At 42.4% G+C, this 19,691-nt stretch carries 18 protein-coding genes and 1 tRNA gene; 12 read left to right on the top strand and 7 right to left on the bottom strand.

What is annotated here, in order from left to right:
• Positions 1-15: 15 nt before the first annotated feature.
• A complete protein-coding gene (locus tag JFC08_RS07035) occupies positions 16-1,248 on the bottom strand; it encodes an 8-amino-7-oxononanoate synthase (protein WP_198330223.1) in 1,233 nt (410 codons plus the stop codon).
• 307 nt (positions 1,249-1,555) lie between these two features.
• Between JFC08_RS07035 and JFC08_RS07040 the strand changes: the two genes are divergently transcribed.
• The 6 genes from JFC08_RS07040 to JFC08_RS07065 all read left to right on the top strand — a co-directional run bounded on the left by JFC08_RS07040 (position 1,556) and on the right by JFC08_RS07065 (position 6,626).
• Complete coding sequence (locus JFC08_RS07040; protein ID WP_198330224.1) at positions 1,556-2,101, top strand: porin family protein; 546 nt, start codon at positions 1,556-1,558, stop codon at positions 2,099-2,101.
• A 111-nt stretch (positions 2,102-2,212) separates the two neighbouring features.
• The gene (locus tag JFC08_RS07045) at positions 2,213-2,755 is read left to right on the top strand and encodes a porin family protein (RefSeq protein WP_045447596.1); all 543 of its coding nucleotides are present in this window, start codon (positions 2,213-2,215) and stop codon (positions 2,753-2,755) included.
• A gap of 208 nt (positions 2,756-2,963) precedes the next feature.
• Positions 2,964-3,512 carry a porin family protein gene (locus JFC08_RS07050; RefSeq protein WP_087816351.1) on the top strand — a complete coding sequence of 183 codons (549 nt, stop codon included), beginning with the start codon at positions 2,964-2,966 and terminating at the stop codon, positions 3,510-3,512.
• A gap of 184 nt (positions 3,513-3,696) precedes the next feature.
• Positions 3,697-4,194: an NfeD family protein gene (locus JFC08_RS07055; RefSeq protein WP_087816353.1), complete on the top strand. Its 498-nt coding sequence runs from the start codon at positions 3,697-3,699 to the stop codon at positions 4,192-4,194.
• A 15-nt stretch (positions 4,195-4,209) separates the two neighbouring features.
• Positions 4,210-5,070: an SPFH domain-containing protein gene (locus tag JFC08_RS07060; protein ID WP_198330225.1), complete on the top strand. Its 861-nt coding sequence runs from the start codon at positions 4,210-4,212 to the stop codon at positions 5,068-5,070.
• Between the two features lie 164 nt (positions 5,071-5,234).
• A complete protein-coding gene (locus tag JFC08_RS07065) occupies positions 5,235-6,626 on the top strand; it encodes an esterase-like activity of phytase family protein (RefSeq protein ID WP_198330226.1) in 1,392 nt (463 codons plus the stop codon).
• Between the two features lie 278 nt (positions 6,627-6,904).
• On the opposite strand, the gene hemN is transcribed toward JFC08_RS07065, so the two are convergent.
• Complete coding sequence (gene hemN / locus JFC08_RS07070) at positions 6,905-8,446, bottom strand: oxygen-independent coproporphyrinogen III oxidase (RefSeq protein ID WP_198330227.1); 1,542 nt, start codon at positions 8,444-8,446, stop codon at positions 6,905-6,907.
• A gap of 368 nt (positions 8,447-8,814) precedes the next feature.
• Positions 8,815-11,298 carry a penicillin acylase family protein gene (locus tag JFC08_RS07075; protein WP_198330228.1) on the bottom strand — a complete coding sequence of 828 codons (2,484 nt, stop codon included), beginning with the start codon at positions 11,296-11,298 and terminating at the stop codon, positions 8,815-8,817.
• A 354-nt stretch (positions 11,299-11,652) separates the two neighbouring features.
• On the opposite strand from JFC08_RS07075, the gene JFC08_RS07080 reads away from it, so the two are divergent.
• Entirely contained in the window at positions 11,653-13,230 is a 1,578-nt protein-coding gene (locus JFC08_RS07080) for a YifB family Mg chelatase-like AAA ATPase (RefSeq protein WP_198330229.1), read from the top strand.
• 45 nt (positions 13,231-13,275) lie between these two features.
• Here JFC08_RS07080 and JFC08_RS07085 read toward each other — a convergent pair whose 3' ends face one another.
• Both JFC08_RS07085 and JFC08_RS07090 read right to left on the bottom strand, forming a co-directional pair.
• Positions 13,276-13,977 carry a phosphoglycolate phosphatase gene (locus JFC08_RS07085; protein ID WP_198330230.1) on the bottom strand — a complete coding sequence of 234 codons (702 nt, stop codon included), beginning with the start codon at positions 13,975-13,977 and terminating at the stop codon, positions 13,276-13,278.
• Positions 13,978-14,142: 165 nt separating this feature from the next.
• Complete coding sequence (locus tag JFC08_RS07090) at positions 14,143-14,643, bottom strand: DUF4385 domain-containing protein (protein WP_060492083.1); 501 nt, start codon at positions 14,641-14,643, stop codon at positions 14,143-14,145.
• Between the two features lie 182 nt (positions 14,644-14,825).
• On the opposite strand from JFC08_RS07090, the gene JFC08_RS07095 reads away from it, so the two are divergent.
• Entirely contained in the window at positions 14,826-15,194 is a 369-nt protein-coding gene (locus tag JFC08_RS07095) for a hypothetical protein (RefSeq protein WP_198330231.1), read from the top strand.
• 87 nt (positions 15,195-15,281) lie between these two features.
• Here JFC08_RS07095 and JFC08_RS07100 read toward each other — a convergent pair.
• Positions 15,282-15,357: transfer RNA gene (locus tag JFC08_RS07100), tRNA-Phe, on the bottom strand.
• Positions 15,358-15,479: 122 nt separating this feature from the next.
• Positions 15,480-15,902, bottom strand: a complete 423-nt coding sequence (locus tag JFC08_RS07105; RefSeq protein ID WP_198330232.1) for a hypothetical protein — start codon at positions 15,900-15,902, stop codon at positions 15,480-15,482.
• 557 nt (positions 15,903-16,459) lie between these two features.
• Between JFC08_RS07105 and hisB the strand changes: the two genes are divergently transcribed.
• The 4 genes from hisB to JFC08_RS07125 all read left to right on the top strand — a co-directional run bounded on the left by hisB (position 16,460) and on the right by JFC08_RS07125 (position 19,688).
• Positions 16,460-17,125, top strand: a complete 666-nt coding sequence (hisB, locus tag JFC08_RS07110; protein WP_227697690.1) for an imidazoleglycerol-phosphate dehydratase HisB — start codon at positions 16,460-16,462, stop codon at positions 17,123-17,125.
• Between the two features lie 158 nt (positions 17,126-17,283).
• Positions 17,284-17,919, top strand: a complete 636-nt coding sequence (gene hisH / locus JFC08_RS07115; protein ID WP_198330233.1) for an imidazole glycerol phosphate synthase subunit HisH — start codon at positions 17,284-17,286, stop codon at positions 17,917-17,919.
• Between the two features lie 183 nt (positions 17,920-18,102).
• Positions 18,103-18,477: a hypothetical protein gene (locus tag JFC08_RS07120; protein ID WP_198330234.1), complete on the top strand. Its 375-nt coding sequence runs from the start codon at positions 18,103-18,105 to the stop codon at positions 18,475-18,477.
• 98 nt (positions 18,478-18,575) lie between these two features.
• On the top strand, positions 18,576-19,688 hold the full coding sequence (locus JFC08_RS07125) for a hypothetical protein (protein WP_198330235.1): 1,113 nt from the start codon (positions 18,576-18,578) through the stop codon (positions 19,686-19,688).
• Positions 19,689-19,691: the final 3 nt, after the last annotated feature.

Here is a 19,691-nt window from a genome sequence, read left to right on the forward strand (position 1 = left end):
TGTATAACAACAGCGTTATAATTGTTGTATCAATTGTTCGCAGTCTTCATCTGTCAGCTTGGCGTTCATGACCAAACGGATACGAGCGGTGTTTGCAGGCACAGTGGGTGGCCTGATAGGCAGGGCGTAAAAACCTGCTGCTTGCAATTGTTGTGCTTTGGCAAGCGTGCTGGCATTGTCACCCAAGATGTAAGGTACAATCGGTGATTCATAGTTTGGATGCCGGGTGTTCTGGGACACACGGTATCTTGGGTCGATGGCTTGACTAAGCTTGGTAGACAACCGCACTAAATGCGCCCGTTGATTATTTAGCATTGGCATTTTTGCTAAAATAAATCGCGTCCATGCGTGATTGATAGGGGGTAATGCAGTACTAAAAATTAGTGGACGCATGCGGTTAATTAGCCATTGCTTGACGACATCATCGCACATGATATAAGCACCCACCGAGGCAAACGCTTTACCGAAAGTACCGACCAAATAGTTAATATCAGCCAATGTCTGCGTTTCTTCCGCTAGTCCCAATCCTGTATGACCTAACACACCGATGGCATGAGCCTCATCGACATACAGTTCGATACGAGCATCGCTAGCTTTTAAGTGTACCAGTTGACATAAATCCGCACGATCACCATCCATACTAAAGATGCTCTCAGTGACAATAATGATGCGCTCAATGTCTGGCGCTGCTTGCTCAATAAACGTCGCCAAATGTTCATAATCATTGTGACGATAACGACGATAGCTGACAAGTTTGCTTTGGCTCAACCGCAACCCATCGATAATGCTGGCATGTACCAGTTTGTCAGCCAGAATAAGTGTTTTGACTGGCAACGCTGTGAGGGCGGGCAATATACCAAGATTGGCATGATAGCCGCTATTCAATACCAACACCGATTTTGAGACAGAGATATCACGTTTGCCGATAGCGGTTTGATACCATTCCTGCAACTCAGACTCTAGCGCTTGTAGCTGTGCATCATTTCCAGTGAGCAAGCGTGAGGACGTCGCACTCATTTTAGGCATTTGTGCGACTGATAGCGGTGTTAGTTGACTGAGAAATTCGTTTTGTAATTCGGTATCGCCGCCTAAGCCCAAATAATCGTTACTGGCGATATTGAGTAAGGTTTTACCCTCGCTAACAACGTATTGCCCATGATGTTGGAGATTGGGTAATTGACGATATTGTTGGGTGGCTTTGAGTACTGTAAGCGCTTCTTGTAGGCGGCTAGTTATACGTCCAGTCATTATTTTTACCTTAAAATATTCGGTTTCTCTTATTGTTTTATGCTTATTTCTGCTAGGAAGGCGATGAAATGAGTAGGGATTATTGCATAAACTCAGTGGTTGTAACAAAAGATTTCATATCTTTGCCTTTGTAACCCAAGCACTGATAAATACTTGCAAATCTTAACTCTCATACCATCAAACACTGACAGACGACTTGAAATAGTTTGTTACTATATACCCATCGTTAGCAAACAAGGCGATAGGGCTATAAAAGCCAATATAAATAGATAACTTGTTTGTCCAAATTGATTTTAAGGAGCTAATAATGAAAACTCTACAAAAAACGCTACTTGCACTAGCAGCTGGTTCTTTGTTAACTGTTGGCGCACAGGCCGCTACTTCTTATAGCAACGGTTACACTGGCCAGCCTTATGTCGGCGTCAAAGTCGGTCAGTTTGATCTAGATATCGACAATGCAGATGATCCAACTGCTTATGGTGTCTACGGTGGTTATAACTTCGATCAAAACTTCGGTGTCGAAGCAGAGTATGTAGGTTCAGATGATGCTGATTACAGAAACGGTGATCTTGATGCCAAAACTTATGGCGCATATGGTACGGCACGCTACCAATTCCCAAATACTGGCTTATACGCTAAAGGTAAGCTAGGGGTTGCTAAAACTGAAGTAGAAGGTGATTACACTGTCGGTCCAGTTAAAGTTTCGAAATCTAGCAGCGACACAGGTCTTGCTGGTGGTGTAGGTCTTGGTTACTCAGTGAATCCTAACTTTGGTGTCGAAGCTGAATACTCAATGATGGACAGTGATGTCGATGCCAAGCTACTTACTGTTGGCGCTCAGTTGAAGTTCTAAAGCCAAAACGATTTATCAGCTAAACGAGTGAGAGAAGATGGCAACAATAATTTTTTCTCCTCCAAATATATTATAGACAAATAATTAAAAATATAACCCTAGGGGAATACTATGAAAACCTTACAAAAAACGTTACTTGCATTAGCAGCTGGTTCTTTATTAAGCATGGGTGCACAAGCTGCCGTATCTTATGGCAACGGTTACACTGGTCAGCCATACGTTGGTGTAAAAGTCGGTCAGTTTGACCTAGATGTAAACGGTGCTGACAAGCCAACTGCTTATGGTGTCTATGGTGGTTACAACTTTGATCCTAACTTTGGTATCGAAGCAGAATATGTAGGTTCAGGCGATGCCGATTATTATAACGGTGATATCGATGCCAAGAGCTATGGCGCGTATGGTACTTATCGTTATCAGTTCCCAAATACTGCGCTATATGCCAAAGGTAAGCTAGGTGTTGCTAAGACTGAAATCGAAGGTAACTATATCGTTGAAGACTCTAACAGAAAAACCATTTCTAACGACGATACCAGCCTTGCAGGTGGTGTAGGCCTTGGTTATTCGGTTAACCCAAACTTCAGTGTTGAAGCTGAATATGACATGTTAGGTAGCGACGCAGATCTTATGACTGTTGGTGCTCAGCTAAAATTCTAAGTTTTTGATTAGCAGTATGATAGCTAAAAAACGCACCCTTCGAGGTGCGTTTTTTTGTACGATAAAAAGCACTGTAAGCGTCATTAAAAAAGAGTGCATTTGAAATAAGGTTCTGTCGAATCTCGAATTCGACAATAGTTCAGCTAACTTATATGCTCTGTTATTTTCATTCAGATGGTATTTTTAGTTTTATTTAACAGGAAGATATATGAATACTTTACAAAAAGCTTTGATCGCCCTATCAGTTGGCTCTTTATTGAGTGTCAGCGCGCAAGCGGCAGTTAACTATGCAGGTCAGCCGTATGTTGGCGTAAAAGCTGGTAAGTTCATGGTAGATGCTGATGATCTAGATGATCCTACTGCTTATGGTATTTATGCTGGTTATAACTTTGATCCTAACTTTGGTGCTGAAGTTGAATATGTAGGCTCTAGTGACACTGATATTGATACAGGTACCAGACTTCTTAAGGGTGAATATGACCTTAAAACTTATGGTGCTTATGGTACTTACCGTTATCAATTCCCTAATACTGGTTTATATGCCAAAGGTAAGTTAGGGTTTGCTAAAGCTGAGATTGATGCTTCTTTAAGTGACGTACTTGGAAACACTATTAGTGAAAGCGATAGCGATAGTGGTGTTGCTGGTGGTATTGGTTTGGGTTATAACTTTAATCCTAGCATGAGCGTCGAAGCTGAATATGATTATGTTGCTGAAGATATTACTCTATTGACTTTAGGTGCTCACATTAAGTTTTAATAAGTTGATTAAAGAAAAAAGAAACGATCGCTTTGGCGGTCGTTTTTTTATGCTCTAAGTTTTAATATGTGCTTCTCATATTTTTCGAAGTATACACATCATATATTGATGATTTTTAAGAAATTATTAACACCAAAAATGTGCTACATTAAAAGTTAGAATGATAAAGAGAGGGAATGTAGTGATGATGGAGATGCTGTGGATGATTGAACCTTGGCACTGGTTAGTCTTAGGTTTTATATTGCTGATCATTGAGATGTTTGTGCCGACATTCGCCAGCCTTTGGTTTGGTGCCGCTGCCATCATCGTTGCCGCGCTTTCGTGGCTATTGCCTATTTCTGTCTCTGTGCAAATTATTATTTGGTTGGTGCTTTCTGCCATATTCTTACTGGCATGGTTCAAGTTTATTAAACCCTTATCAGTAGATCGCACCAAAGCAGGCTTGGGTGGTAGTGTTATCGTTGGTGAAACTGGCATGATTATCGTCCAGCCGCAGCCAGATAGAGCGGGCACTGTCAGATTCAGTGTTCCTATTGTTGGAGCAGCGGAGTGGATGTGCCGCACTACGGGTGAGCCGGTGGCGGTCGGCGATCGAGTGGTGGTGACTGATATTGTCGGTAATGAGCTGATTGTGAGCAGTATGAAATCGCAGGCAGCGATTAATAAAGACATGCAATTATAATAATAGGGAAGAATTATGGAAAGCTTCAGCATTGTCATGGTGGTTTTGGTTGCACTGGTTGTCTTTACGGTTTTCAAAGGCGTTCGAATCGTGCCGCAAGGCTATAAGTGGGTGGTGCAGCGATTGGGCAAATATAGCCAAACACTAGAGCCGGGTCTCAACCTTATTATTCCTTTCGTTGATAATGTTGCTTATAAAGTGACGACCAAAGACATTGTTCTTGATATTCCCTCACAAGAGGTCATTACGCGAGACAACGTTGTTATTATTGCCAATGCCGTGGCTTATATAAATATCGTGCGCCCAGATAAGGCTGTTTATGGTATTGAAGATTATGAATATGGTATTCGTAATCTGGTGCAGACGTCACTACGTTCAATTATCGGTGAGATGGATCTTGATAGTGCATTGTCTAGCCGTGATGAAATCAAAATGAAGCTAAAGCATGCGATATCAGAAGATATTGCGGACTGGGGTATCACCCTAAAGACAGTAGAAATTCAAGATATTAATCCATCGCAAACGATGCAAGCATCAATGGAAGAGCAGGCGGCGGCAGAGCGTCTGCGCCGTGCGACAGTGACTCGTGCTGATGGTCAAAAGCAAGCGGCTATCTTAGAGGCAGATGGACGTTTAGAGGCGTCACGTCGTGATGCCGAAGCACAAGTGGTATTGGCGAGAGGTTCTGAAGAATCTATTCGCTTGATTACTAATGCAATGGGCGATGAAGAAATGCCTATTGTCTACTTACTTGGTGAGCAATATATTAAGGCGATTCGTGAGCTGGCAGAGTCTGACAATGCAAAAATGGTGGTATTACCTGCTGATATTTTAAGTACCATCAAAGGTATGGTGGGTGACAAGCTTAAGGTTTAATAAATAATGTGTAGCCATGTGTTATAGCATTAATGTTTAAAATGGTCAGTGAGCTTATTAGGCGCTGGCTATTTTTTCGACTGTCAATTGTACTGAATGCTACATCTAATAAATTACTCATATGGTTCGTTTAACAAGAATAAAATATATATCAGGGATAAAAAATGACGATACAAAATATTAATACAGAAGTTATTCAAATAAAAGACTTTATCCAAGGCACGGCACTGCCTTATACCGTGCTCGATGATACGCATATCAATGCTGCGTATCCTGAGAGGAAGTTTGAGATTAGAGGGGGTGGTTTTGGCTCAGATGCAGCGGCTCATCCAACCAATGCCAAGCAATTTTATGTGCTCACTGATCGCGGTCCCAATGCGGATTTCGAAGGTAGTGCAGGCAAGGGTAAACAGTTTTTAGTACCTGACTATACACCGCGCATCGGATTGTTTGAGCTACAAGCAACTGAGCAAATTATTAAGATCAAAGAGATACTGCTAAAAGACGCAAATGGTAATCCTATCTCTGGGCTACCGAATCCACAAGCACTCGGCGGAACTAATGAAGTCCCTTACGATGTCGACGGTCAGCCGATGACCATGAATCCCAACCTACCTTTTGATGCAGTGACCAATCCTATCAAAAACGATCTCAATGGTTTAGATCCTGAAGGACTTGCTGCGCTCACAGATGGCAGTTTTTGGATCAGTGATGAGTATGGTCCTCATTTGGTTCATTATAATGCGCAGGGGGTGGAGATTGAGCGTATCAATGCCTTTGCGAGCGATCAGCGCAATAATGTAATTGTTAATGGTCAGCCGATTTTACTACCAGCAGAATTTACCAAACGTCGTGCAAATCGCGGTATGGAAGCATTAACGATTACTCCAGATCAGAGCACACTGGTGGGTATTATGGAGTCTTCTATGGACAACCCTGATCAGTCAGGTCGTGTCTCTAGTTTGACGCGCATCGTCACTATCAATCTATACTCTGGTCAAATAGCACAGTATTTGTATCGTCTCGATCATGCTCATCATGTGACTTCGGGTATCGTTGCGATTAACAATCACGAGTTTTATTTGATTGAACATGATCGCAAGTTTCCGCTGCAAGACAAGTCTGCGCAAAAGCTCATTTATAAAATTGATTTCTCGCAGGCGACTGATATTGAGAATATTTTAAATACAGATAATATCAAGCAAGATCATGTATTGGGTTTAACGATCAATGGACAAACGCTTGAGCAGCTTATTGCAGCCGATGAAAAAAATTGGCAATTGCTTAAGGAACTGGCAATCAAGCCAGTCAAGAAAACCTTGGTGGTCGACGTTCTCGCGACTGTAGAGTATCCGCATGATAAGTTAGAAGGTTTGTGGTTGCGTCAAGATGGCTCATTGGGTCTACTAAACGACGATGACTTTGCAATGACGGATTCAATGATTGCCAACGCTAAAAGCACAATCGAGCAGAAATATTTGGACAGTGAAAAAACAATAGAAGATGCAAATAGGCTATATATGGTGATGCCTTCTGAATGTGGTGATGGCTACTGAGTAGGCTAGGGCATGTCCTCAATTCAATTGATCATATCTAAACGGGCTAAAAATGGCTAAATTTTGCCAAACATCGTTAAATAGCTGGTTAATATCCCGATATTATCTGCGCTATTTTCCTCGTTTGACTGCAATTTATCTCATTTTTATCACCATTTTTGAAATGAGGACACGCCCTAGAGGTATTTTTTGTCAATCATCAGCTTTATTAAACACCATAAAAAAGACCTCGATTAAGGTCTTTTTTATGACTGCTTTTAATGTATGGAATCACTCAATCAAATAACTTTTGAGAAACGATTCTTATGTTTTTTCTCAAGATACTCATCAAATACCATGGCGACGTTACGACCTAACAATCGACCTTTTGGTAGCACGCGAATGCCAGCCGCGTCCATATCGATGAGCTTGTCTTCTTGCATGGCGCCAAGCTGTTGAATCTCATTGATAAAGTAAGTGATGGCATCGATACCAAATTTTTGATTGACGTCTTTAAAGTCGATATAGTCGTGACAGAGTAGATTCATAATCACATATTCACGCAAGCGATCTTTGATAGATGTTTTGATGACTTTTACTGCAGGCATGGCAGCCGAGTTACTTTGTGCAGCATCGATGCTCGCTTGATAAACTGATAAATCTGTATCATTTTGCAAAATATAGCGGGTATTGGCATTGGCAATTTGACTGATAGAGGAGACGCCGAAGCCCAATAAATCACAATCGCCCATGATGGTATAACCTTGAAAGTTACGATGCAGTTTGCCCTCACGCTGCGCCACGGCTAATTCATCATCAGGCTTGGCGAAGTGATCAATACCGATATATTGATAGCCAGCTTCGGTCAGCGTATTGATGGTATTGCCAAGCATCGTCAGCTTGGCTGCTGGGTCTGGCAAATCGGCTTCTTTAATCTGGCGCTGGGCCTTAAAACGTTCTGGCAAGTGTGCGTAATTAAATACTGACAAGCGATCCGGCGACATCTCGATGATACGGCGTACCGTTTTTTCCAAGGTTACGGGTGTTTGATGCGGCAAACCATAAATTAGGTCGATATTGATAGAGTGAAAACCTAGATCACGCGCCTCATTTAACACATTTTCAATGAGCTCTGCTGAATGTACACGGTTGACGGCGATTTGTACCGTTTCATCGAGGTCTTGTACGCCTAAACTGACACGGTTAAAGCCAAGGTTACGCAATACTTTTAACGTCTCGCCACTCAGCTCACGTGGGTCAATTTCAATAGAGTAATCGCCTTTGTCTTCAGGTAAGAATTCAAACTGAGTTTGTAAAAACTCCCACAGTTGAACCATTTCTTCATCACGCAAAAATGTTGGCGTACCCCCACCCAAATGCAGCTGTTTAACGAGGGGTTTGCTACTACCTTCTGGGACAGGTAGCAGGCGGCGTTTGTGCTTAATCTCAGCGATTACATACTGCAAATAATCGCCTGAGTCGCTATTTTTCTTGGTGATAATTTTATTACAAGCGCAGTAATAGCAGAGGTGACGACAGAATGGAATATGAAAATATAAAGACAGTGGTGCACGAGCTTCACGGTTCTGAAGAATCTTTGCCTCAAGACCATCAGAGATGGGTGAGAACTCTAAGGCGGTCGGATAGGAGGTATAACGTGGTCCTGAACGATTGTATTTATTAATAATAGCTTCATCAAAGGCAGGTAGCTGCTTACTCATCATACTGCCACGCGTACTGGCATAAGGACTTTCTGATTGCATAACAGGGCGTGTCGTGGTCGGTTGCTCTCCTGCACGATTGTAAGGTTGCTGAGTATTTGATTCTGAATGTTCTGTCATGCGGTACTCCTCGTTTTGACCTTGAGTATTACTGTTCTTACATCTCTAACGACCAAATATCTGAAAGCCAGTAGGTGTTTGATAGATGGTTAATAACCATAATAATTTTATTATCAATAATAATTTTCACAGCGCTATCTGCTGCTAAATTTATAGCCATGAATAAGCACTAGTATAACAAATCCTTGTTTGCAGTGGGGTGGTCGGCGAGTTTTCTTAATAATGAATCGACGATCTGCACACAGGCTGCTTCCATAAAGTAAAAAAGACCTCAGCATATATCTGAGGTCTTTTTATCACTAATTTAAGTTATCACTAATTTAAGTTATCACTAATTTAAGTTATCACTAATTTAAGTTACGTCAAACTTATTCTTTTAGCTGAATTTTATTGCCAACGGCTTGGTTGCTAACGTCACTAGCATTGAAGGGTAGGCGAATCCATTCTTTAGCTGAATAGCGACGACTCTGGTCACGATGGAACGGTCGAGTAGTATCAGAAGCTTGCGAGTAACCTAGTAATGCTTCTGCTACAGGGCCGCTTTTATCAAAGGTAACGGTTTGCATATATGTTGGACCAAAATTAATGAGGTAGTTTGCGCCATCATTAGCGCTTGTGCCTCTCGTTTCTGCAACATTGAATACACCTTCACGACCAAAGCCACCATGCATAGCAATACGCTCATCGTTTTTATTAGCATCAACGATATACTGCAAATCAGATAAAGACGCATCAAGAGCGATGTTTTTATCTTGGAAAAACTTAATGGAATCTCCTAAAGCAGTACGTGTATCCGCGCTAATAATTAAACCACGAGGCGTATTGACTGGGTCTTTTGCATCAAATTTAACACTGAATATCGTATCCGTCGTTTCATTGAAATCTACATTACGCCAAAACTCTCTAAAGACATGAGCGCCTTTACTATCTAAATTATTACGACGATCCCAATTACTCAAGATATTACAAGCATTAGTTGCATCAATAGTAGAGCCACCCGTCAAAGGCATGCTAGCATTCGCTCGACAATCTGCTAATACGTCATCGAGTACCAACTCAGCGACATAACTGCGGTTACCATAGACGACCTCTTGCATATTGTCTAAATTGAAGTTAGTACCGCCCAAGTTATCTTTATTACTGAATCGATCTTGTATTTGAACCAGTCCCATACGTGAGCGCATAAGCAATGGAACACCATCTACTGGACTAGCACCTAAGAAGGGGGCTAAACGACGACGTAGGAGTGGTGAAAATCCAGTCAGTGGTTGCTCTAAATTGCTTAACCAATAGCTATCATTTGAGTTAGCAACATAATCATCGCGGATCAAGAAAGGTAAGTTTGAGCGCCCAAAAATACCTGCTTGCGGTGAGTCTGTATCAACTCCCCATTCACAGGCAGCGGTACTACCATTCAGTGCTGGCAAGTCAGAGGCAATTAAAGCACCAAGGAAGGGGCCAGATGCAGCACTACTACAAGCTTCAAGCTTAGCTTTGGTCACATTTGGTACGGTTGAGATGTCAGCATAGAGTGCCTTACCATTACGGTCGGTAGCAATAGTATTAACAAACCCAAGACCAAGGACGCTTTGCATTCTGTCGACTAAGTCCTCAACGCTCGTAGCCTTATTCATACTACGCCATTGATTGAGTGCTCTTGGGTTTTCAGAGGCGGCATCACGGATAGTATAAGCTAGATTATTAGCGCCCCATGCTGGTAATTGGCCATTGAGTAAATTGACCGCTAACATAGGTCCATATTGTGAGACATAAATATTGTGAACCTGCGTCTGATTATTTGGTAGCTGAATAGTGACAGGAACGGTTTCGATATCACGCTGCTCAGTCACATCAGCGCTATTAGTATAATTGTATTTGAGAGGATCTCCGTCAACTAGGCTAAGCTGATAAAGTGTAAAACGTTTGGCAGTGGATACGGTATGGCTCCAAGCCACGTCTTTATTAAAACCGATGTTAGGGAAAGGCTGACCTTGCTGAGCCGCACCCATCACATCCAGCTCACCTGGCATCGTTAAGTGAAATTGATAGAAGCGTTGGACGCCATCCCATGGCTCATGCGGATTGCCATACATGACCCCACTACTAGTACCGGTCACCTCCTTACCAAAGGCGTAGGCATTACTACCGCCACTCATCGCATTAATCGTATCCATATTGAATGCAGGTGCTGACTCTACGACAGGATTTGCGACTGGAACACTACGCATTCTTGAGCTACCCTGAACGCCAGCAATAGAGGGCGGTGCCGCTGCTACAATGGGACCGACAAAATTAGATAAGCCACCACGTAGATTGGCTTTACCGTAGACCGTCAATAAATCATCGAGAGTAATCTCTCGTACCCATTCAGCATTGGCACAAGCAGGATCGATATTAGCCACGCCTTTATCACGTAGATAACGGCTATAGCCTGCAGCATAACCTGTCACAGCATCAATGACTTCAGGGTCTTGAGCTGCTAAAAATTCAGCTTTTCGCTTGTCAGTGTTGTACCACGTATAAAAAGCATCGCTAGCCAAATTACCGTCAGCGCCTAGATACAGCATACTCTGACCGCTAGCGACTATAACTTCACGCGCTAGTGAGCAGAAATTATCTTCTGCGAATGCATAACCGACGCCATAACCCAGACCTTTGTAATCCTTTGCGGTGATGTGCGGTATACCGAACTCAGTACGCTGAATATCGGCTTCATAATTAGTGGAAGGGGATATGACATCATCGTCATTGAAACTATTGTCGCTGTCTGAGCAGCCGAACAGTCCTAAAGAGACTGCTACTGTCAGTAGCGTGAGTGTGGGCACACGCCGATTATGCATCTTTATGCTCATAATCTTATCCGTCCATGGTAGTAGGTATTATATAAATCTGCAGCAAAAAGCCGCCAGTAAACTTTATATGATCAATAAAATCCTTTTATTGCCAATACTCTTGCTAATCTTTAATACTTTGTAGCACGATTAAAATTATCCAATACGTTAATAACGTGGTTAACAGGCGTGAGAATTTTTGGATAATCTTTGGAGCAGCATAGCCGAATAAGACTGAGCGAAAGAGCATCCGTTTATCATATAACAACTGTTGATAATTATGCTAGTAAATAAAATTAGACAAGGAAACACGACATTTGCGCACTGATACATAATACTCTATTATCATTTATTCCCTATATTAGGAAAATGCTGATGTCGTTTGCCCAAGTCTATACTCGTTCAGTCGTCGGACTGCATGCGCCCAAGGTCATTATTGAAGTGCATCTGTCACAAGGGTTGCCAGCATTGACCATCGTCGGTTTGCCGGAGGCGGCGGTACGTGAGAGTAAAGACCGTGTACGCTCTGCGATTCTGAACTCTGGCTTTCAATTTCCTAATCGTCGTCTTACTATCAATTTAGCCCCCGCTGATTTGCCTAAAGATGGTGCACGTCTTGATTTACCGATTGCCATCGGAATCTTGGCAGCCAGTGATCAATTGGATCCAGAAGTATTATCAGGGTTTGAGTTTATCGGGGAGTTAGCGCTCAATGGGAATTTACGGCAAGTGACAGGCAGCTTAGCGGTGGCACGAGCGATCAAAGCTGAGGCGCTGGCGTCCAAAGTATTGCAGGTGGCAAATATCACTGAACAGGAGCTGATCGAGCCACGGCAAAAACCACAAACACCGCAGCTTATCGTACCGATTGATAATGGTGCTGAGGCCAGCCGTGTGGATGGCGTGACGATACTAGCCGCGCAAAGCTTAAAGACAGTTTGTGACCACTTACAGTTGTTAGCGAACCCAAGCGCAGCCTATGACTCTTTGGACGTTGTACAACCCAGTCCAGCACAGCAGCATGTTGGCTATCAAGTGGATTTGGCCGATGTTAAAGGACAGCATCATGCACGGCGCGCGCTAGAGATTGCCGCTGCTGGTGGTCATTCGCTGTTATTTACAGGGCCACCCGGCTCAGGCAAGACGTTAATGGCGTCACGGCTACCGACCATATTGCCGGATTTAAGTGATGAAGATGCGTTAGAAGTTGCCAGTACTTATTCAGTGGCAGACAGCGATTACGATTATGGGACAAGACCATTTAGGCAGGTTCATCACACTATATCAGCCGTGGCATTGGTAGGTGGTGGCTCACGACCAAAACCGGGTGAAATTACCCTTGCCAATAAAGGCGTATTATTCCTTGACGAATTGCCAGAGTTTGATCGGAGTGTGCTTGAGGTATTGCGTCAGCCATTAGAAGCCAAGCAAATCACTATTAGCCGTGCCAATTCGCAGATGACTTTTCCGGCAAATTTCCAATTGGTCGCTGCCATGAATCCATGTCCATGCGGCTATGATGGCGATACCTCAGGGCGTTGTCGCTGCCGACCTGAACAGATTAAACGTTACCAAGATAAACTATCAGGTCCACTGCTTGATCGCATTGATTTGCATATCACTGTACCTGCGCTGCCAATTGCCGACTTGCAAAATGCTCAAGCTGGCGAAACCTCCGAACAAGTGCGCGTTCGAGTTATTGCCGCACATAACCATCAGATGCAGCGGCAACAAAAGGTCAATAATGAGCTTAGCCCTAGCGAGATTGATAAATATATCCAACTCGGAGAGGGCGAACAGCAACTATTACAGCTCGCTCAGCAGCGTCTGAATTTATCGGCACGCGGTTATCATCGAGTATTGCGAGTGGCGCGTACCATTGCTGATTTGGCTGACAGTATCGATATTACAAGCGCTCATGTGTCTGAGGCGCTGAGTTATCGGAGCAAATAATGATTTCAAAGAATGGCTTAAACGAATCATTCTAATGTTCAAATTTTAGCTGTCTATCGTATAATTTTTGAAAATATATTCTACTAATGCTGTAAAGGCATCAAAGGCTTCGGTAGGATTTAGCTCACGGATATCTTGTCCATAATTATAACCATAAGACAGCCCGAAAGTATCCATATTAGCATTTTGTCCGGCTAAGATATCGTTTCTAGAATCGCCAATCATCACAGCTTGTTCTGGAGTGACGTTCAACGCTTTACAGACATGCAGTAGCGGTGCTGGATCAGGCTTTTTAGTTGAGAGACTATCACCGCCTAATACTTCACTGAATAAGTCCTGCCAGCCAAAGGATTGCAATATTTTCGGTACAAAACGAATCGGTTTATTGGTCACTAACGCCAGCGTAAATCCTGCCGCTTTTAGCTTTTTTAGTCCGTTATCGACATCTGGGTAAGCAACGGTTTTGCTACCACTGAGATTTTTGTAAGCCTCAAAAAACAGGTGCTCTGCGTAATTGGCTTCCTCGACCGTCAACTCGCCTTCTAACACTTCTACCTTACCTACTAGTGCGCGCTCTACCAGCAATCTTGAGCCGTTGCCTATCCAGTTTCGTATGGTCTCGATAGGGTAAGTCTCTTTGCCCAGAGTGGCTAACATCGCATTGGTCGCATCAGCCAAATCTGGCACACTATCAATGAGTGTGCCATCGAAATCAAAAATCAAAAGTTGCTTAATATCTACAGTCATTATTATTTGCCTACGCTATCAATTTTATACTTCTTTGGAGTATTAGCTCCAAGCCCTCATTACCTTAGCACAGCAAATCATGAATTCAATTATTTAACAGTCTGTCATTATAAGTATTTCTATCTTTTCAGGCTGAGGGTAATGTTTTATTGATATGTTTTATGCTTATTCAACCTCTTTATAACGTTCGCGATGCTCAGCTTTCATTCTTAGATAATCTTCGTTCTCACGACACTCGTCCCATTTTTGTTTAAATATGCGCGCTGACTCTGCTTTGACTGGGTCTTCGATTTGTCGTGGCAACTCTTCACGACCATGTGCGCCGCTCTGACCTTTTTTATCATCAGGTACTGGTCCTTTATACTTTTTGCCGCCTTTGTGATTGGCGTAACGACGGGCGCGGGTGTAGCCCATTTGAATAAATTTGCGCGCCATATCTGCACCGACAAAGTCATCGGCCGCCAGATAATCTAAAAACATCTGATAAATTGTCTCGCTGCTCTCAAGCGCAATATCAGGGGTCGCAAAGCGCCAGTGTGGCAGGATTTCAGACTTATACGGCTCTACCAATAAAACGCCTTGCTCGCCGCGCCCGACCCGATACAGCTCTGGCTGCGCGCGCAAATCTAGGTTTTTATAATCCAAATCGTAATCGAACGCTCTCATCGCTTTTCCCTATTAGTATTCGTCATCTGTCAAATTTATCATTATCAATACTATCGAGTATACTGAGCGCCGCTGTCTAAAAAACAGCACAAAAATGTTATGCAACCGTGACAGTAAGCGTTTAGCATGAGAAGCATGGCGAATAGAATCAATCATTGGGCAGGTCTGAGTAGGTTAAAGTTATGACAGTTAATAAAAACATCCTCAATAGCATCAGTCTAGCTGGCTCGGCTTTTACGATGTCGTCAAAAAGTATATTTGTGATATCGGTGCTGCTGCTCATCAACGTATTAAGCACCAATGCTGCCCATAGCGCATGGTTTGAGCGGTTGATTCCGCAAGGAGAAACTTATACGGTACGCGAGATAGATCGTGATTTGGCGTTCGTGATTGATGGTTTCATTTATGATGCGCGCACGTCTTGCTTTTTAGCAGTGGGCGATAGAGTGATATTTTTTGAAGGGCGTCATGGTATCGATTACCGCGCGACGGTTTATGACTTAGACTCGCGTGAACGTTGCGAGGTGTTATTAAGAAGACGTTTGTCATAAGCTATTAGACTTATTTCAGAACGGAATACAGGCATAAAAAAAGCCCCAAACAGCAATGTTCGGGGCTTTTTAGAATTCTTAAACGAATGGTGGCTCGAGGCAGGTTCGAACTGCCGACACACGGATTTTCAATCCGTTGCTCTACCGACTGAGCTATCGAGCCGTCTTCGTTGAGGCGCTATTAAACTAAATATAGACGTTGCTGTCAAGTAGTTTTTGCATAATAGAAGATAAAAGACGATAAATAATCAAATATTGGCAAAATTAACTGTTTCTGCTCTCGATTTAGTCTTTAACACGCAGTAAATCATACTCGCTCATAATACGATGGATATCCGCATCGACAGGGACAAACTCACGCACACCTTTTTTTACCTCGGCATCATAGACCAGTTTAATAAACTTAGCATCGATAGCGCGACCGCGATTTTGCTGATGTACTGTTAAATATTGCAGACGCTTGGCGTCGGTTTGCCCATCATCAAAACAGGCAACTGCAGCGATAGGCTTGTCATTAAACATACCGACATATAGATATTGCCCGCGCTTAAAACCCTGCTCAACGATATTTAATACCTCGATACCATCAGGCTGCGCATCATCGCTATCATATAATGCCTGCAAGCGCTCTGCTAGCTCATTGTCGCGCGCAGGTTTTTTGATAAGTGGTGTATCCAAGCTATTAATGGCGATCGCTTCTAAAGGCATAGCAGTTCCTATAAGCAGAGGGTTTTTATCGTATAAAGTAGCAGTATGACACAACACAATATCATAGAGCGTAGTACCGTAGAATATGATATCTAAAAGTCAGTGCAAGTCATGATTAATAATACTGAACACACTATTTTAGCAGAATGAGGTAATTTTGTGCGTGGTTTACCGCTTGGTCGTGGCAGTAAATGTTAGGGTTTGCTATGATGAGGCTAGATGATATTTAGTACGTACAAACCCTAGGGCGTGTCCTCAATTCAATCGATAGTTATCTAAATGTGTTAAAAATGGCTAAATCTTGCCAAACGGCGTCAAATAGCTGACTAATATCTCGATATTATCTGCGCTATTTTCCTTGTTTGACTGCAATTTATCTCATTTTTATCGCCATTTTTAAAATGAGGACACGCCCTAATACCTTGATATCCTTTGTATATATCATTTTCTAATACATTTTTTGCTAGCGCTGACTCAGACACTAGTAAAATATTTAGACATGTTTTGCCTTATTTATTGACCGCTTTTCACTGATAAAAAACTGATAGAGAGTAGCCATGACAGCCAATGCAATGACGACTGCTGATACACCTGAGCAAAATGCACCAAAAAACCTAAATTTACATGGTCGCCCTGAACGTATTGCGACCGTTGAGCGCATTACTGCTGAGACCCAAGTGACTTGTACTGTCAATCTTGATGGTACGGGTCAAGGGGTTGTAGATACTGGCGTGCCGTTTTTGGATCATATGATTGATCAAATCAAGCGTCACGGTTTGTTTGACTTAGAGATTAAATGCAACGGTGATACCTTTATCGATGACCATCATAGCGTTGAAGACACTGGTATTACCCTTGGACAAGCATTTAACAAAGCATTGGGCGACAAAAAAGGCATTCGTCGTTATGGGCATTTTTATGCGCCGCTTGATGAATCATTGACCCGCGCTGTCGTCGATCTATCAGGACGTCCGGGTTTACACATGGACATTCCCTTTACCCGTTCGCATGTCGGTAATTTCGATGTTGACCTGTTTAGCGAATTCTTTTATGGTTTTGTGAACCATTCTTGGATGACAGTGCATTTAGACAATTTAAAAGGTAAAAACAGCCATCACCAAATCGAGTCTACCTTTAAAGCGTTTGCTCGTGCGCTACGTATGGCGTGCGAATATGATGAGCGTGCGTTAAATACATTGCCATCGACCAAAGAGGCTTTCTAAGGCGCATTTAAGGCTCTTCTACGGTGTCAGTCAAGCTTGGCGTACTAGTTGTACAGCCTGCGCTTGACTTCCTTGTAGAAAAACCTTATCTACACCTTGGTAATAGCCAATAATATAAATAGTATAGTAATCAAAATATCTAAAATGAGAACCAATTGATGACTAAAGTAGCACTATTAGATTATGGCATGGGCAACTTGCACTCTGCTAGTAAAGCACTATCGGTAGTCGGGGCAGACGTCTCTATCACCAATGACCCAAAAGTCGTCGCTGCGGCAGACAAGATTGTCTTCCCCGGTGTCGGTGCGATGCGTGACTGTATCGCTGGCATGCATGAAGCCGGGATTGATGACGTCATACGCCATGCGGTGTTTAATAAGCCTGTTATGGCTATTTGTGTGGGCATGCAGGCATTGTTTGAGCAGTCCGCTGAAAATGGTGGTACAGACTGCTTGGGTATCTTAAACGGCAATGTAGAGGCGTTTGACCCTACGTGGAAGGATCAGCAGGGCACTACCATCAAAGTACCGCATATGGGTTGGAATACCATTAGCGGTATGGATTTTGACCATCCGCTGTGGCAGGGAATTGAGGACAACGCGCATTTTTACTTTGTGCATAGTTACTACTGCGAGCCTGCTAATAGCTCACAAGTGGCAGCGATATGTGACTATGGTCAACCGTTTTGTGCCAGTGTCATCAAAGACAATTTATTTGCGACTCAGTTCCACCCAGAAAAAAGTCATACTGCAGGTTTGCAGTTGTTGAAAAATTTCGTTGAGTGGGATGTGTAAGTAGTTGATAACCGTGAAGTGAATATTTAATTTAGCAGAAGGTAGATTATCAATTGTATAATCTGCCTTTTTTATGCTCAGCCATCACTTTGTAGCTGCCACTCTTTAGCTATTATAGTTTAGCCATCATGATTTAGTGATACTCTCAGTCGTTTTCTACTTGCTTATATTTGGAATACTCTAGTGGATTTTACCGCTTTTAAAATCAATATTATTGAAGTATCTGGCCTTGCCAAAGATGCCTTACATATCTATGTCGGCGTCGGCATCTATCTTTTGTGTCTGCTTGTGCTGCGTCCTATCATTAAAAACCAAAGCATCAGATCATTCATGGCTTTAGTCGTCGTGACGGGCATTGCGCTGTTGGGTGAGTATTTGGATAATCGAAATACCATTGAAGCGTCAGGCATGGCTGGCTTAAGCCACGAACAGCTGGTCGCAAGCCTCCGCGATTTGATCAATACGTGCCTGCTGCCTTACGTGCTCTATGCATTGAATAAATGGACGAAGATATTCAGTTCATTCAATCCGTCTACTAAACTTTTAAAGCAGCGCTAATATTCCGAAGTAATTTTATTTCAGATATCAAAAAAGTAAACTTAAGTGGGATTTTATGGTGTAAAATTTATAATATAAAATATATAGCAGACCATATTATGTTTTCATTTAAAATATCTACTTACATTTTTTCTTCTACCATTCTATTCCTAACGACGTTTAGCTATCATTCAGCAGTGGCAAATCAAAATGTCATCATTGACCTAAACAAACCCATATCGGCAGCACTTTTAGCACAGTACAATCGTGATGGTATCGAGATTGACTATGATGATACGACTGTATCGAAACACGTTTATGTGACGGCAAAAGATGGGGCAATCGCACGTCAGTTACCAAGCGGTGCTGCTCGAAAGGTGAAAAGCTATACGTTCGGAGAGAAACTAGACGTCATTGAAGATAGAAAGGATTGGTATACGGTACGAGATAGTATTGATAGACAATACGATGAGAATAATGACGGTGTTATTGATAAAAGCATTAGTCAATGGGAAAAGGTGTTTGTGAAAAAAGAGCAAACGGGTACTACTATGCCCGCCTCGCTAACGTCCAAAGATTTAAACATACTAGCATATCTATCCGTTGGCGAAGACTACGAGTATTTTGAAGATGGCAAAGCACTTAACGACTACCTAAAAATAGAGCTGATTGATAAGGCTTTGTTTGAGAAAAAACGTCCACTTGCTGTTGACTTTCTATCAAAAAATAAAAGTATTAAAAAGAGAAATGGTGTGATGTCCATTCCAACTGCAAAAAAACCAGTGAAGTTTGTTGATAAAGATAATGGTGATGACGGCGATGAGCGTTTTGATTACATCGGTAGTATCGATTTTTTAAACCAACATTTAATAGAAGGAAACTACTGGGAAAGCTCGAACTACGAGATGATTGATAAAAATTCGGGTGAGATGACGCAGGTATTTATAGATTATCCTCATATCTCTCCCAATAAAAAATATATCATCTCAGCCTATACCAACCCATATGAGCAATACACCGATCTAGAGCTGTATAAAATTAAGGGAACAGACACCATCCCGATTATGGGTGCAGGCTTTATGCATTGGATGCTTACTGTTGAACCAGAAAATATATTTTGGGCAAAAGATGGTTTCCTATACCTAGCGGTTAATCATAGCGCCGCCTTTTGGAAAGAAGATGGGCATATCAATGATGAGTTTCAATATATTAGGATAAAGGTGGCTCTATAGAGA

It is taken from the genome of Psychrobacter cibarius (genome assembly GCF_016107535.1).
In the GTDB taxonomy this organism is placed as follows: domain Bacteria; phylum Pseudomonadota; class Gammaproteobacteria; order Pseudomonadales; family Moraxellaceae; genus Psychrobacter; species Psychrobacter cibarius.

Coding starts and splice junctions, on each gene's coding strand:
- JFC08_RS07095 (WP_198330231.1), top strand. CDS start 14,826: ATGACAGTTAATAAAAACATCCTCAATAGCATCAGTCTAGCTGGCTCG.
- JFC08_RS07105 (WP_198330232.1), bottom strand. CDS start 15,902: ATGCCTTTAGAAGCGATCGCCATTAATAGCTTGGATACACCACTTATC.
- JFC08_RS07075 (WP_198330228.1), bottom strand. CDS start 11,298: ATGAGCATAAAGATGCATAATCGGCGTGTGCCCACACTCACGCTACTG.
- JFC08_RS07045 (WP_045447596.1), top strand. CDS start 2,213: ATGAAAACCTTACAAAAAACGTTACTTGCATTAGCAGCTGGTTCTTTA.
- JFC08_RS07065 (WP_198330226.1), top strand. CDS start 5,235: ATGACGATACAAAATATTAATACAGAAGTTATTCAAATAAAAGACTTT.
- JFC08_RS07050 (WP_087816351.1), top strand. CDS start 2,964: ATGAATACTTTACAAAAAGCTTTGATCGCCCTATCAGTTGGCTCTTTA.
- hisB (WP_227697690.1), top strand. CDS start 16,460: ATGACAGCCAATGCAATGACGACTGCTGATACACCTGAGCAAAATGCA.
- JFC08_RS07085 (WP_198330230.1), bottom strand. CDS start 13,977: ATGACTGTAGATATTAAGCAACTTTTGATTTTTGATTTCGATGGCACA.
- JFC08_RS07055 (WP_087816353.1), top strand. CDS start 3,697: ATGATGGAGATGCTGTGGATGATTGAACCTTGGCACTGGTTAGTCTTA.
- JFC08_RS07060 (WP_198330225.1), top strand. CDS start 4,210: ATGGAAAGCTTCAGCATTGTCATGGTGGTTTTGGTTGCACTGGTTGTC.
- hisH (WP_198330233.1), top strand. CDS start 17,284: ATGACTAAAGTAGCACTATTAGATTATGGCATGGGCAACTTGCACTCT.
- JFC08_RS07035 (WP_198330223.1), bottom strand. CDS start 1,248: ATGACTGGACGTATAACTAGCCGCCTACAAGAAGCGCTTACAGTACTC.
- JFC08_RS07090 (WP_060492083.1), bottom strand. CDS start 14,643: ATGAGAGCGTTCGATTACGATTTGGATTATAAAAACCTAGATTTGCGC.
- JFC08_RS07080 (WP_198330229.1), top strand. CDS start 11,653: ATGTCGTTTGCCCAAGTCTATACTCGTTCAGTCGTCGGACTGCATGCG.
- hemN (WP_198330227.1), bottom strand. CDS start 8,446: ATGACAGAACATTCAGAATCAAATACTCAGCAACCTTACAATCGTGCA.
- JFC08_RS07040 (WP_198330224.1), top strand. CDS start 1,556: ATGAAAACTCTACAAAAAACGCTACTTGCACTAGCAGCTGGTTCTTTG.
- JFC08_RS07125 (WP_198330235.1), top strand. CDS start 18,576: ATGTTTTCATTTAAAATATCTACTTACATTTTTTCTTCTACCATTCTA.